The sequence below is a fragment of the Sphingobacterium sp. UBA7038 genome (assembly GCF_002494055.1).
Classification (GTDB): Bacteria; Bacteroidota; Bacteroidia; order Sphingobacteriales; family Sphingobacteriaceae; genus Sphingobacterium; species Sphingobacterium multivorum.
The window spans coordinates 287,632-301,496 of record NZ_DLAV01000013.1; the positions used below are offsets into that span (position 1 = coordinate 287,632).

Sequence of the window (13,865 nt, forward strand, 5' to 3'; positions counted from 1 at the left end):
TTTCGGACAGCTGTAAAGTTCTCCATGTTGGTTGGGGTAGAAATAAAAAAAGCATCCCCGAGGGATGCTTTTTAAGGATATAAATCGAAATCGGATTAGCGATTTGAAAATTCAACGTAGTCGCGTTCTGTGTGGCCAACGTATACTTGTCTAGGACGACCGATAGGCTCTTTGTTTTCACGCATTTCTTTCCATTGTGCAATCCATCCTGGTAGACGGCCTAAAGCAAATAATACGGTAAACATATCTGCTTTGAAACCTAATGCGCGGTAGATGATACCTGAATAGAAGTCAACATTCGGATAAAGTTTTCTGTCGATGAAGTATTGGTCATTCAATGCTGCTTCTTCGAGTCTTTTAGCGATATCCAATACCGGATCTTGAACGCCTAATTTTTCCAAGATGTCATCACATGCTTTTTTGATGATCTTAGCACGAGGGTCGAAGTTTTTGTAAACACGGTGACCGAATCCCATCAGACGGAAAGGGTCGTTTTTGTCTTTTGCTTTAGCAAGATATTTTTCAGCATCACCACCATCATTTTTAATGGCCTCCAACATCTCGATTACAGCTTGGTTTGCACCACCATGTAATGGTCCCCATAATGCATTGATACCCGATGCAACAGATGCATAAAGGTTTGCATTGGATGAACCAACGATGCGAACAGTAGATGTTGAACAGTTTTGCTCATGATCAGCATGTAAAATCAACAATTTGTGCATGGCGTCAATCACCACAGGATCGAATGTTTTTTCATCATTCACTTCTCCAAACAGCATGTTTAGGAAGTTGTCAATGTAACCAAGGTTGTTTTTTGGATAAACGACAGGATGACCCAATGATTTCTTTTGAATCCAGGAAACGATCGTTGGCATTTTTGCCAAAAGATTGATGATCGTTTGATCCTCTTCTTCGTCAGTTAAGTTAGGATTTAAAGATTCTGGGTAAAATGCCGATAATGCGCCTACTAAACACGAAAGTTGGCCCATTGGGTGAGATTTGGATGGGAATCCAGCGAAGAAGTTTTTCATGTCTTCGTGAATCATCATTTGCTTTTTGATGTCAGCTCTGAATTTTTCCAATACCTCTTTTTTGGGAAGTTCTCCATAAATCAACAAATAAGCAACTTCCAAGAAAGTCGATTTCTCTGCCAATTGTTCAATTGGATATCCTCTATATCTCAATATGCCTTTTTCACCGTCAAGGAAAGTAATCGCACTTTTCGTTGCACCTGTATTTTTGTATCCTGGGTCTAACGTAATAAATCCGCTTAGATCTCTTAATTTCGAAATATCAACTGCTTTTTCATTTTCAGTACCGACAATGACCGGAAGGTCATACGAAGTGCCGTCTAAATTTATAGATGCTTTATCTGACATGTTTATATATATCTTATATCTGATTTGTTATGCTAATCTCACAAATTTAACTATTTGATATTTAAAATTGAAAGTTCTTTTGGAATTAAAATGACATGACTGCGTCATTTTGGATAATATTCACGAATTATTTACTTAAATAAGCAAATAATTTATTCAAATTTAACATTATCTTATTCTGCAAAAATATCAATCTATTTTTCGTTGCGCAACCTTTCCTTTGTCTTGGTAGTTGCCGTGTTTGCCCGATCCGAAAAAAGGTAGTATGACAAAACAAACCAGAATAATGGACGTTAGTGTCAAAATTCCTGTAGTCCACAATATTTTGCTGAAGTTTTCCGCCTCCAATAGCTTAATGCCCCAAAGTCCCAAAAGGAAATAGGTAGCAACGAAAAGGATCACCAGTGTGAATAATATGCCGAATATATATTTCATAGCGGAATTAATTTATGGGTTGTGAATGGATTGACCTCAGTATATTGAGCTGAATCGTACCGATTTACATTTTAAAAGGTCTCATGGGATAGCTATCACTTTTAAGGTTGAATCTCCCGTAATACACTAGATTTTATTGAGAATCTGTTTTTTTAATGTGTCGAATTCTTCTTGGGTAATGATATTCTCACGAAGCAGCAGCTGCAGCTTTTGGAGTTTCTCGACAAAGTCACCCTCTTGCTGAATATGATCTTTGATCTCCTCTTTTTGAAGGTCGAATTGCTTTCCGAGTTCCATACCGACTCCCAGTTGTGCACCTACACCTGCAATTCCGCCTTCATTTTTAGCTGCGTCGCGTAGTGCCCGTAATTTTTCTAATTCAACATAGCTCAGACCTGCCTGTAGCGCTGCTTGATTTTGTGTGCTTAAATCGGCGATTTCTCCAATTCTTCGTTGTGTATTGGCATCAAATTGAGTTCCTAGGATTTTGAAATCCGTAATGTCGAGGCCAAGATCATTAAAGTCTTGTGTAACCGCGGTCTTGATGTCGTTGGAAAGTAATCCCAGTTGACTGTCAATCTCATTGTAACCCAGTTTCTTTTGTGCAATCTGCGCAATAATTTGTTGGGGGATCCGATTATTGATGATGTCTTGAATATCAGCTGTGCTAACCGTATTTTGATTCGCCACAATGTTTTTATAGAAATGTACCGGTTCCTTGATGAGGTAAGAGAATGTACCATTCAAGCCAATTTCTATCGGTAAATTGTAATGGGGGTCGATATATTTAATAGGTGTTCCCGTTCCCCAAGATTGATTGACGATAGCGGCTGTACGGAAAAAGTAAATGTAGAGCTTATGTTCTGATTCAAAGTTTTGCCGCAAACGTGCTAAAGTAGTAAAGAATGGATGGTTGTCCGTTTTCAGATTGTATGTGCCTGCCTCGGTCAGCAAGTTTTCACCTTTTCCTTCGTAGACGAGGATGCAGCCCTGCCCTGGAGCAAGGATCAGCTTACTGGAATTTTTGATCTCATTCCTTTCAGATGGAAATTTATACCATAATATTCGGGGATCCTGGTTTTTCCACTCAATGACCTCAGAAAGCTGGTTGTTAAAAAGATTAAATAGTCCCATAGTGTTTAATTTAGTGTGTCGAATTTGGGGTTATACCCTTCAAACTTGTTGATTTGTTTGCCATTATTATCAAAATAATAATAGTTGCTACCGTCTTTTACAATAAAACCATCCTTTAACAGGCATCCATTTCCATAAATGGACTTTAGGTCTGTGCTGATCGTTTTTTGTATGGCCCCCGTTGTTATATCCAGCAACTGGATCTGTAAGGGGTCGTCCTCAGCAGGTGTCGGTTTATACGCAATGAGAAGTATTTTGTCATTTTGAGCAACCACTACGGGCTGGAAGTAAAGTCTGCCCGGTGTAAAGTCTTTGAAACTGATCAGACGGGCTCCTTTAAATTGCCATGGATTTATCAAGACCTTTTTGTATGGATCGCGGTCGGTAAAAATACCTGATCCGCCGTAATCCTTATCCCAGGAAAAGCGTGGGCTATCTTTGGGAAATCCATATTGATATTGGTAGCTGTACTGGATTAACTGAATTTTTTCTTCTGGGTAATAACTTGATTTACTTGAAAAGGTGAATTCCGTTTTTGTTGTTGGGTTGGGCAGCTTTTTCCTTCTTTCATCGTACAGTTGTTTATCGGGAATAGATTTGTTAATTAAGGGGTAATAAGCTAGGTTTTGTCCTTCATTGTTGACAATCTGATAGGCAGAGCCATAGTCTTCGTATTTAAATTCAACTTTAGCGATGCCTGTGCTTAAAGATGGAGCATCTTTTACATAGTTCTCTAGGACACTTTTATAAGTGAGTGTATTTCTGTCCAGCTGATAAATATATTTGGATTTGACGATGATATAAAGATGCTGATCTTCAAATACCTGAAGTTTGACGTCGCTGCTCGACAGTTCGACGGGAGTTTCCATCAAAGTCTTAACCCATTCTTTCTTACCAGTTTTTGGGTCGAAGAGCCCAATATAAACCTTATTGTCCTTGCCTTCGTTCATTCGACCCCTGAAGGTTCCGACATTACCGACGACGACGATATGTGGCGTATTATCTTTATCCAAAAATAGCGTGTTGCTTGCGTAATTCCATTCCAGCGGTTGGGCTTCTTCTTTTTTCTCTGCTGTATTGGAAGTGCTGTAAGTTGAATAATTAGGCGCTGGCTTTTTGGAAAATAGAGCACTTAGGGCTCCAATGACAAACATCAGCGCAATAAAGCCCACAACAGCAAATAATACAATCCGTATGGCTTTATATTGATCTTGGTTGTTGCGTGGGTAGTTATAGTTGTAATTGATATTGATATCATCACTATCCAGAAAAAATTCAGTTCCACAGCTGTCGCATTTGTAATAGTCGGGGCGTAATGTGGTAATTTTTATACTGCCACAATGCGGACATTTGATCGCTTTGATATTTTTAGCCATTTATCTTTCTTGTATTTGTGTTAAACCATCTCCTTTTGGAGTGAACGGTGCGACTGATTGCTATCAATTTTACACAGTGAATATCCTGTTCTTTCCATTGATGAAGCGATTTATGAATGAATTTAGAATTAAAATAAACGTATAACAAATTTTTTGCCAGCTAACTTATATTCGTCGGATTTGAGTTTAAATGCGCAGGAAATGAGCTATTTCTTTTTTTTAAGGGGTTACAAAGTCCCTATTTGCGTGAAGATCACAAAGGCAATAAAAAATATTTTTTGTATTTACGAATTATTCGTAGATTAGTAGTAGATTAGAAAAAGGAAGATAAAGATATGGAAAAATTAACAGCACAGGAAGAGCAGGCAATGCAATCGATTTGGAGCCTCAATGGAGGTTTTATAAAAGAGATCTTGGATAATGTAAAAGGTGAGAAGATGCCTTATACGACTTTGGCTTCGACAGTAAAGAATCTGGAGCGCAAGGCTTTTGTGAAGGCAGTACGCTACGCCAATGCCAAACGCTATGAGCCGATGGTGAGTGAGGAAGATTATAAGGCTAAGTTTATGAATTCCTTTGTGGGCGATTATTTCAAAAATTCCTATAAGGAAATGGTTTCCTTTTTTGTACAGGAAGAAAAACTGACCGCCGATGAGTTAAAGGAGATTATGGACATGATTAAGCATAATAAATCTTAATCGCATGGAAAGTCTACTAACCTATATTATACAAGTCAATCTGTTGTTGGGTATTATCTATCTGGGATATATTGGACTGTTGAAAGGCTTGACGTTCTATTTTTTAAATAGAGCCTACTTCTTAGTAGGGGGGCTATTTGCTTTCCTGTATCCATTTTTGGATTTAAAGTCTTTGTTTGTACAGCGTGGATTGAATATAGGGGTGGTAGGCGAGCAGATTTCGCTTTATATGATGGAACCGGAGGTTCAACGGCAGCTGACATTAGGAAGGTTGGTGGAAATCGTTTTTGTGGCCGGTGCCGTTTTATTGTTCTTAAAATTTGTATTCCAATTAGTGAGTTTATTACGGATCCATCTGAATTCGAGGTCCGATCAATGGCGCACGTACCTATTCCGGAATGTCCTGATTCCTATTGTTCCATTTTCGTTTTTGAATAAAATCTATGTCAACAAAGACCAGCATCTGGATGCTGAGCTAAAAGATATTTTTAAGCATGAGGATATTCATGTGAAAGGCCTTCACAGTTTGGATATTTTATTGTTTGAAATGATATTGGTGTGTTGTTGGTACAATCCTTTCGTCTGGCTCATGCGCAGGGCCATTCGCCAAAATTTGGAGTTCTTGACTGATCAACAGGTTCTCGATAAAGGAATTGACAAGCAGACGTACCAATACAGCCTATTGAATGTGTCCAAAAAGGGCACTTCAGTAGGATTGAGCAATCAATTTAATTTTAAACTTTTAAAACGTCGTATTATGATGATGAACAAGAAGCGATCATCGAAAATAGAGCTTAGTAAATACGCCTTTCTTTTACCCATATTTTTGTTGACGGGAGCAGCATTTACAGTAAGTAAAGCGGAGGGTAGTATTGAGGGGGTCGTTGAGAAGGCAAATGAAACTGTATTACCTATTCCGTTGCCAACAGTTGATTTAAGATCTCAGACAGATCAATCAAATATGAAGGCTACTTCGTTAACGGATACTTTGGCTAAAGCACATCAAGTGGAGACAAAAGATTTTACGGAAATCAAGAGATCCGCTATTGATTTCTCTAAAGATCAAAAGTATTTTGTGGATAATAAATTGGTCTCTAAAGCAGAGTTTTTGGCTATTCCTGAAGGAAAACTGGCAAAGTACTGGTTTTCGAATGATAGTGATCTGATCAAGTATCGGACGAAGTCTTCAATTGATATTGCTGGCGGAGCAGTTTTGGCCAATACTGTCGAGATGCAACAACATTCGGATATAGCGCAAAAGAAATTGCGCTGTGTTATGAATGGTATTGTGCAGGAAAAAACGTTTACTGTAGATGATATCGATCCAAATGCTATAGCGTCAGTCTCGGTATTACAGGGTAAGGCTGCTATTGATAAGTATGGTGAAGATGTTGGGAAAGATGGCATCCTTGAAGTGGAATTGAAAGAAGGAGCTCATATTGGTAAAGACGCGACTAGATTGAAAGGAAATACTATTGGGATAGAGGTTCGTGCCAATGCAGACCCTAGAAGTGAACCGCTTTATATTGTGGAAGGAAAGGAAGTTAATTCAACCATTATGTCTGCCATTCCGGGGACGGAAATCCAATCGATTGATGTGATTAAAAATAATGCTGCATCAATATATGGTGAAAAAGGGAAGAACGGAGTTATTCTTGTTAAGTTGAAGAAAAATGGTTCACCAAAGATCACAAATCAGACCCTTACTTTTACTTATGATAAAAAAGAAGATGCAGGTAACGTTGACAAGATGAAGGTGAATGGAAACCTCTCGGAAGTTGTTGTAATGGGTTATAAAAAAGAAGATGCGAACGAACCCGAGCTCAAGGGCCGAGCGCAGGGAATCCCTGGAAATATCATCCGATTGACAGATGATGGATCTGGAAAAGTCGCTGCCCGTAATATTAAATTTCGCAGAGTTCATGGAGCTAAGGGCAATCCACTATTTGTTGTCGACGGAGAAATTGCCGCAGACAAAAAAATCAAAGATTTGGATCCGAATACAATTGATAACATTACGATCTTAAAAGATCAAAATGCTACTGCACTATATGGTGATCAGGCGGATAATGGCGTCATCATTGTGAACACCAAGTCTTATGTAAAGGAACACCCTGAAATATCTTCTGATGTAAAGGACCGTCTATCGGGAAAAGTGAGAAAAGTAATTAAGACTGAGTTGGGGAAGGAACAAGGTGAAGCGATTAAGAAATAGACAAGGTCGATACAATAAAAGCACAAGAGTTACACAGGAAAAAGCCGATATATTCGGCTTTTTCTGACTTATTTTGTATTCAGATTTGTCATCGTCAGCTCGATGCCGATATTGATAAAACTCTGGATCATTTTAACAGAATGGTCAATTAAAGCCGGTAGTTCAGCTTGTTCCTCTTTGTCAAAAGGACCTAGTACATAATCGACTTGTCTACCTTTTGGGTAATTATCGCCAATACCGAAACGTAAGCGCGGATAAACCTGTCCGCCACAAAGCTGTTCTATGGATTTAAGTCCGTTATGACTGGCGCTGCTTCCTTTGGGTTTCATGCGTAGCGAGCCAAATGGAATGGCCAGATCATCTACAATCACCAATACATTCTGAATTGGAACTTTGCATTGTTGCATGTAGTAGTTGACGGCCTTGCCACTTAAGTTCATGTAAGTTGTAGGTTTAATCACAGTAACATTGTGCCCCCGTTGCTTAAATTCGCTATAGTAGGCCAACTTGAGCAAGGAGAAACTGGCGCCAGCCTGTTTAACCAGCTCGTCGGCAACCATAAAACCAATATTATGTCGTGTATCGGCATATTCACTGCCAATGTTGCCTAATCCAACGATAAGATAATTCATGCTGCAAAAATAGAAATTTAATAAACAAAAAAAGCACCGAATTTCGGTGCTTTCTGTAGTATTTTAAAATCTTGCTCAGATTATTTTTTACCACCTTTAGATGCTTTAGCAGCTTCTTGTTCAGCTTGACGCAATGCACGAGACATGATTACTGATACGATTGTATCATCAGCATTGTTCAATACTTTTGCGTTTTCCAATTGAATTTGACCTACACGAACTGATTTACCAACTTCTAAAGATTCCATTGGTACGGCAATTTCTTGTGGCAAGTTTGCTGGTAATGCTTTTACGCGTAAATTACGTAATTTTTGAACTAATTTACCCCCCATTTTAACACCTGGAGAAGTTCCTGTTAATTTGATAGGGATATTCAATGATACTTCTTTATCATCAAATAATTCTAAAAAGTCAACGTGCGTAACTAAATCAGTTAATGGGTGGAATTGTGCGTCTTGAACGATAGCTCTTTTAGTTTGACCGTCAATGTTTAATTCAACAATGATTACGTCTGCAGTGTAAAGAACTGGTTTCAAATCAGCTGCGGATACAGAAAGAGCTGTTTGCTCTGTACCACCGTAAAGTACTGCTGGTACTAAACCTTGGTAACGCAATTCTTTTGCATCTCTTTTCCCTACGTTCTGTCTTACAGAACCGCTAATAGCAATTGATTTCATCTTTTAATTTTTTATAAATTTGAGGTGCAAAGATAATCTAATTTCTGATATTATCAAAAAAATACGATTGTTATTGGTTCGAGAACAGGCACTTATTCAAGGTCCTTAATCTTTCCATGTCTATGAACAGACCTATTCAACGCTACTTGGTTTAGCCTAATATATGATCAAATTAATATCAACCCTTATATTAAAACCGGTATAGAGCTCGTTTAACAGGGAAATAACAGGGGGNNCCCCCTGTTATTTCCCTGTTATCCCCTTGTAATCCCCCTTTAAATCCCCTGCTAATATAGGAATTGAGATAAATCAATTGTTAACTTGTGTACGAGATAAAAAAGCTATAAAAAAAAAGACCTTGGCCACTGAGCTGAATGCTTTCTGTACCAAGGTCCAATATCTAGGATCTAAAACGCAAAGATTATTCTACTTCAAATAAATCAGAGATTGAAGAGTGTTGATTTACACTGGTGATTGCTTTTGCAAATAAATCAGCCGTTGATAATACTTTAATTTTAGTCGATTGTTTTGCTTTTTCTGGATCCAATTGAATGGTATCTGTTACGATCATTTCTGACAATACCGAGTTTTCAATTGTTTCATATGCCTTTCCGGATAACACTGCATGTGTACAAACGGCTCTTACGGATTTTGCACCATTTTCCATGATAAGTGCTGCTGCTTTTGAAAGTGTACCAGCAGTATCACAGATGTCATCGATCAAAACAACGTCCTGACCTGTTACGTCACCGATGATAGACATCGATTCGATTTCGTTTGCACGTTTACGACGTTTGTCACAGATAATAACTTCTGCATTGAAAAATTTAGCAAAGGTACGCGCTCTGTATGAGCCACCCATATCTGGGGAAGCAATCGTTAGGTTCGGAAGTTTTAACGATTTGATGTAAGGGACAAAAATGATAGAACCATCCAAATGGTCAACAGGGATATCGAAAAAACCTTGGATTTGTGCTGCGTGTAGGTCCATTGTCATGATACGGTGGATACCAGCTGCAGTCAACAGATTGGCGATCATTTTTGCGCCAATAGCAACTCTTGGTTTGTCTTTTCGATCTTGTCTTGCGAAACCAAAGTAAGGGACTACCGCTGTGATATAATGCGCTGAAGCTCTCTTCGCTGCATCTGTCATCAATAATAATTCAAAAAGATTGTCGGTAGGTTGGTTGGTAGATTGGATGATGAATACATCACTTCCGCGAACTGATTCATTGTAGAATGGTTGAATCTCACCGTCGCTAAAACGCGATAATGTTTTGTCTCCTAGTGGTTTCCCGTAAGATTGTGCGATTTTTTCGGCTAGTTCTGTAGTGCCAGAACCTGCAAATAGTTTAACCGTGTTGAATTGCAAAGGCATGGTTTTGTATATTTATGTTGGGTTATTGTATTGTCGTTTATTCAATATTTTTATTCCCTTACTGTTTTTTAAAGTTAAACATTAAAAAAAATGGATTGTTTTCACAATCCATATACCTTAACTTTAAAAGTTGTCCGACCTGGATTCGAACCAAGACAAACAGAACCAAAAACTGTCGTACTACCCTTATACTATCGGACAATGTCTCTAAAAAGTCAACGTTTCCGCTTTTCTCTTTTTGACGACGCAAAGATAGAGATTTGTTTTAAAAATCAAAATGTAAATTTAAAAAAATCTAAACCCTTTTATAAATAATAAGCCTTGCATATAACGCAGAAAAGGCTTGCATTTGCAAGCCTTTTCTATTGTTTGTTGTCCGACCTGGATTCGAACCAAGACAAACAGAACCAAAAACTGTTGTACTACCCTTATACTATCGGACAAACAATTCAAAAGTGATTGCTATCGTGATGATGTCGTTCACATTTGATGATGCAAATATACGGACTATTCTTATTTCTGCAAATAAAAATGAACTCAAAAGTGTATTAGGGCTGATTTTCAAAGAAATAATTTTTGTTTGCTCCTGAAAATTCAGTGTGCTAACCTTTTTTTTCGGTAAGGAGATCCCATCAACACGTTGTAAAGTGTACAAGTATACTTGGACGTGCTTTCTTTGTTGCCAATATTAGATCGCGTAATGAAATTTTTTCAATTAATATGTGTTAAAAAATCAGAATAAAGTTCATTTCTTATTAACTTATCCTTATTTTCGAGCCGTATTATAATACTTTTTACAGTTATCATTTTATGAACTATACTAAAATCAACAATCTTTTAGGATGGATATGTGCGCTAATAGCAACATTAGCGTATGTCATGACTGCCGAACGATCGACGAGCTGGTGGGACTGTGGCGAGTTTATCGCTTCAGCCTTTAAACTTCAAATTGTGCACCAGCCAGGAGCACCTTTATTCTTAATGATTCAAAATATATTCTCAAACCTTGCCGGTGGAGATGTTACACGAATTGCGTTCTGGATGAATGTAGGATCGGCGGTATGTAGTGGTCTGACCATTTTGTTTTTATTTTGGACAATTACAGCTTTAGCAAAGAAAATCGTTGTAAAGGGTGTTGATGGATCATATACATCAACCGATTTAATCAAAATATTCGGCTCGGGCGCTGTTGGTGCATTGGCTTATGCATTTACGGATACCTTTTGGTTCTCAGCGGTAGAGTCCGAAGTATATGCCATGTCTTCTTTATGTACGGCGGTTGTATTTTGGGGAATTCTAAAATGGGAAAACCACGCCGATGAAGCTGGTTCAGATCGTTGGTTGATCTTTATCGCTTACGTGATGGGGCTTTCTATAGGTGTTCACTTATTGAACCTTTTGGTGATCCCGGCAATAGCTTTGGTGATCTATTTTAAACGTTCGAAAACAGTCACGTCATCAGGAGCCATCAAAGCTTTCTTGATCGGTGTCGTTGTTTTGGCGCTCATTTTATGGGGTATCATTCAATACACCGTTAAAGCGGCAGCCTATTTTGACCTGTTCTTTGTGAATAGTCTGGGAATGGGCTTCGGTACTGGATTTAACTTATTCATGATTTTAGCGGTGGCTCTTTTCGTATATGGTATCTGGTATTCAATCAAAAAGGTCAAACCGATGCTAAATCTGATCTTGATCAGTGCAGCATTTATCATTTTTGGTTATAGCTCTTTTGCCATGATTATGGTACGTGCAAAAGCAAATCCGACGTTAAATAACAGTGATCCAGATAATGCATTTTCTTTTGTAAGTTATCTTGGTCGTGAGCAATATGCAAGTGAGCCTCTTTTAAACGGACCTACATTTGATGCGCAGGTAGTTGATGCCGAGCCGACGTATACGTACAGAAAAGACAAGGACAAGTATACAAAAGTGGAGAACGGCATGGATTATAAATACGATAAAACCATGTTTTTTCCGCGTGTCTACAGTTCACGAGATCAGGGACATATTGAATATTATCGTGATTACTTAAAAATCCCGGAAGGACAGTCGCCGACTTTTGGCGATAACCTGAAATTCTTTTTCAGTTATCAGATTGGACACATGTACGGACGTTATTTCTTATGGAATTTTGCAGGCCGTCAGAATGACCAACAAGGTCAAGGATCATTCACAGAAGGTAATTGGATTTCAGGTGCTAAACCTGTAGACCAAATGCATGTCGGTGGACAAAATGCCATTCCAGATTCATTGAAGACTGATCCTTCGAATAACAAATATTATTTCTTGCCTTTGATCATCGGTCTAATCGGTGCCTTTTGGCATTTTGGAAAGAGACAACGTGATGCGGGAATTGTGGGGTTGTTGTTTTTCTTTACAGGATTAGCAATTGTTTTATATTTAAATCAAAGTCCGCTTCAACCGCGGGAACGTGACTATGCGTATGCAGGTTCTTTTTATGCCTTTGCCATCTGGATCGGGCTTGGGGTTTTCGCTATCGCGGATTATTTAAGCAAAAAAGTGGATGGTAAAGTAGCGGCCGGTGCTGCTACAGTTGCTTGTTTATTGGGTGCTCCGGTATTGCTGGGCTTCCAAAACTGGGATGATCACGATCGTTCGGAGAAAACAACTGCACGTGATTTAGCGAAAAACTATTTAGCATCTTGTGCACCGAATGCGATTTTATTTACTTACGGCGATAATGATACCTATCCTTTGTGGTATGTACAGGAAGTTGAAAATTATCGTCCAGATGTACGCGTGGTGAACTTAAGTTTATTGAGTTCGGACTGGTATATGCGCCAGATGAAGCAAAAAGTGAATCAGGCCGAAGGTTTACCGATCAATATCGATGACGAAAAATTCAAAAAAGGCGTTCGCGAAGTGCTTTATTATCAGGATATGAAGGTTCCCGGACATGTGGATCTGGATTTGATCATGCAGATTTTATTGTCTGACGACCAGAAGAACAAATTGGAATTGAGAGGTGGTAAGTTTGAAAACTTCTTGCCAACCAAAAACTTTAGCCTTCCGGTGAATAAAGAATCTGTTCTGAAAAATAATGTCGTTCCTAAAGCTTGGCAAGAATCTATTGTCGATACCATGAGCTGGACCTACAATAGAAATTATATCTCTAGGGCAGAATTATCAATCTTAAACGTATTGTTGAATAACGATTGGAAACGTCCAATTTATTTTGCGGCAACAGTTCCAAATGATAACTACCTTGGTTTAGATAAATATCTGGTCCAAGAGGGCTTTGCACTGCGTTTAATGCCGATTGCAACTCCTGCCGGGGCGGAAGGTACATTGGTTGATACACAGTCTGCTTATAAAGACATTACTACGAAATACCAATGGGGTAATATGGCACATGCTTCTTACCTGGATCCTGAATCTTACCGCATGATTACCATGATTACAAATACGGTAATGGGCAGTACAGCGACACAGTTGATGATGGAAGGTCATAAGGATGAGGCGCGTAAAGTCGCTGTTGAAACCTTTGAGAAAATGCCAAAACGTGTTTATTTGATGCGTGATATTTTAGGCTATATTCCAATTGTCAATGTGTTGTATGAAACTGGTGAAACGAAGCGTGCAAATGAAATCGTAAACCGTAATCTGAAGTTTATGACCCAAAACATGCGTTGGTATCAGGATATTGCACAAACGAAGCCTGAGCTGGAATATTCAAATATAGGTACAGCATTACGTGCTTTGGGTGCCTATAAGAGTATCTTGGCCTCTACCTCGGAAAAACAATTGCTACAGCAAGTGACCGATTTAGAAAAATCGTATAAACAACAGTATGGTGTTGAGTAACAATTAGAGACATCATTTTAACCGAAGGAGCTGCCCTTTACTACAGGTATTCGAAAGGAAAAACACTTTTTGATGCGATGTAGGAAAGGGCGGCTTTTTTTTGATTATTTTTT

Annotated in this window: 10 protein-coding genes; 3 read left to right on the top strand and 7 right to left on the bottom strand. The window is 38.6% G+C overall.

From position 1 onward, the window contains the following. Window positions 1-95: 95 nt before the first annotated feature. The 4 genes from B3H30_RS08280 to B3H30_RS08295 all read right to left on the bottom strand — a co-directional run bounded on the left by B3H30_RS08280 (window position 96) and on the right by B3H30_RS08295 (window position 4,327). Window positions 96-1,382 carry a citrate synthase gene (locus tag B3H30_RS08280; protein ID WP_046672763.1) on the bottom strand — a complete coding sequence of 429 codons (1,287 nt, stop codon included), beginning with the start codon at window positions 1,380-1,382 and terminating at the stop codon, window positions 96-98. A 189-nt stretch (window positions 1,383-1,571) separates the two neighbouring features. Further along, the gene (locus B3H30_RS08285; protein WP_070561244.1) at window positions 1,572-1,817 is read right to left on the bottom strand and encodes a hypothetical protein; all 246 of its coding nucleotides are present in this window, start codon (window positions 1,815-1,817) and stop codon (window positions 1,572-1,574) included. Window positions 1,818-1,943: 126 nt separating this feature from the next. After that, the gene (locus B3H30_RS08290) at window positions 1,944-2,951 is read right to left on the bottom strand and encodes an SPFH domain-containing protein (RefSeq protein WP_070561243.1); all 1,008 of its coding nucleotides are present in this window, start codon (window positions 2,949-2,951) and stop codon (window positions 1,944-1,946) included. A 5-nt stretch (window positions 2,952-2,956) separates the two neighbouring features. Further along, window positions 2,957-4,327, bottom strand: a complete 1,371-nt coding sequence (locus B3H30_RS08295; RefSeq protein ID WP_070561242.1) for a hypothetical protein — start codon at window positions 4,325-4,327, stop codon at window positions 2,957-2,959. A 335-nt stretch (window positions 4,328-4,662) separates the two neighbouring features. Here B3H30_RS08295 and B3H30_RS08300 point away from each other — a divergent pair, with 335 nt between their 5' ends. Both B3H30_RS08300 and B3H30_RS08305 read left to right on the top strand, forming a co-directional pair. Beyond that, window positions 4,663-5,025 (top strand): BlaI/MecI/CopY family transcriptional regulator, encoded by a 363-nt coding sequence (locus tag B3H30_RS08300; RefSeq protein WP_046672759.1) that lies wholly within the window; start codon window positions 4,663-4,665, stop codon window positions 5,023-5,025. Window positions 5,026-5,029: 4 nt separating this feature from the next. Beyond that, entirely contained in the window at window positions 5,030-7,240 is a 2,211-nt protein-coding gene (locus tag B3H30_RS08305; protein ID WP_070561241.1) for a M56 family metallopeptidase, read from the top strand. 68 nt (window positions 7,241-7,308) lie between these two features. On the opposite strand, the gene pth is transcribed toward B3H30_RS08305, so the two are convergent. The 3 genes from pth to B3H30_RS08320 all read right to left on the bottom strand — a co-directional run bounded on the left by pth (window position 7,309) and on the right by B3H30_RS08320 (window position 9,927). Beyond that, entirely contained in the window at window positions 7,309-7,872 is a 564-nt protein-coding gene (gene pth, locus B3H30_RS08310) for an aminoacyl-tRNA hydrolase (RefSeq protein ID WP_286833889.1), read from the bottom strand. An 80-nt stretch (window positions 7,873-7,952) separates the two neighbouring features. Next, window positions 7,953-8,549, bottom strand: coding sequence for a 50S ribosomal protein L25/general stress protein Ctc (locus B3H30_RS08315; RefSeq protein ID WP_046672756.1), 597 nt, complete (start codon window positions 8,547-8,549; stop codon window positions 7,953-7,955). Window positions 8,550-8,970: 421 nt separating this feature from the next. Continuing rightward, entirely contained in the window at window positions 8,971-9,927 is a 957-nt protein-coding gene (locus B3H30_RS08320) for a ribose-phosphate pyrophosphokinase (RefSeq protein WP_046672755.1), read from the bottom strand. Between the two features lie 810 nt (window positions 9,928-10,737). Between B3H30_RS08320 and B3H30_RS08325 the strand changes: the two genes are divergently transcribed. Then, window positions 10,738-13,752, top strand: coding sequence for a DUF2723 domain-containing protein (locus B3H30_RS08325; RefSeq protein ID WP_286833890.1), 3,015 nt, complete (start codon window positions 10,738-10,740; stop codon window positions 13,750-13,752). The last annotated feature ends 113 nt before the right edge of the window (window positions 13,753-13,865 follow it).

Excerpts from the sequence above, each read along its gene's own strand:
- B3H30_RS08280 (WP_046672763.1), bottom strand. The coding sequence starts at position 1,382 with ATGTCAGATAAAGCATCTATAAATTTAGACGGCACTTCGTATGACCTT.
- B3H30_RS08285 (WP_070561244.1), bottom strand. The coding sequence starts at position 1,817 with ATGAAATATATATTCGGCATATTATTCACACTGGTGATCCTTTTCGTT.
- B3H30_RS08290 (WP_070561243.1), bottom strand. The coding sequence starts at position 2,951 with ATGGGACTATTTAATCTTTTTAACAACCAGCTTTCTGAGGTCATTGAG.
- B3H30_RS08295 (WP_070561242.1), bottom strand. The coding sequence starts at position 4,327 with ATGGCTAAAAATATCAAAGCGATCAAATGTCCGCATTGTGGCAGTATA.
- B3H30_RS08300 (WP_046672759.1), top strand. The coding sequence starts at position 4,663 with ATGGAAAAATTAACAGCACAGGAAGAGCAGGCAATGCAATCGATTTGG.
- B3H30_RS08305 (WP_070561241.1), top strand. The coding sequence starts at position 5,030 with ATGGAAAGTCTACTAACCTATATTATACAAGTCAATCTGTTGTTGGGT.
- pth (WP_286833889.1), bottom strand. The coding sequence starts at position 7,872 with ATGAATTATCTTATCGTTGGATTAGGCAACATTGGCAGTGAATATGCC.
- B3H30_RS08315 (WP_046672756.1), bottom strand. The coding sequence starts at position 8,549 with ATGAAATCAATTGCTATTAGCGGTTCTGTAAGACAGAACGTAGGGAAA.
- B3H30_RS08320 (WP_046672755.1), bottom strand. The coding sequence starts at position 9,927 with ATGCCTTTGCAATTCAACACGGTTAAACTATTTGCAGGTTCTGGCACT.
- B3H30_RS08325 (WP_286833890.1), top strand. The coding sequence starts at position 10,738 with ATGAACTATACTAAAATCAACAATCTTTTAGGATGGATATGTGCGCTA.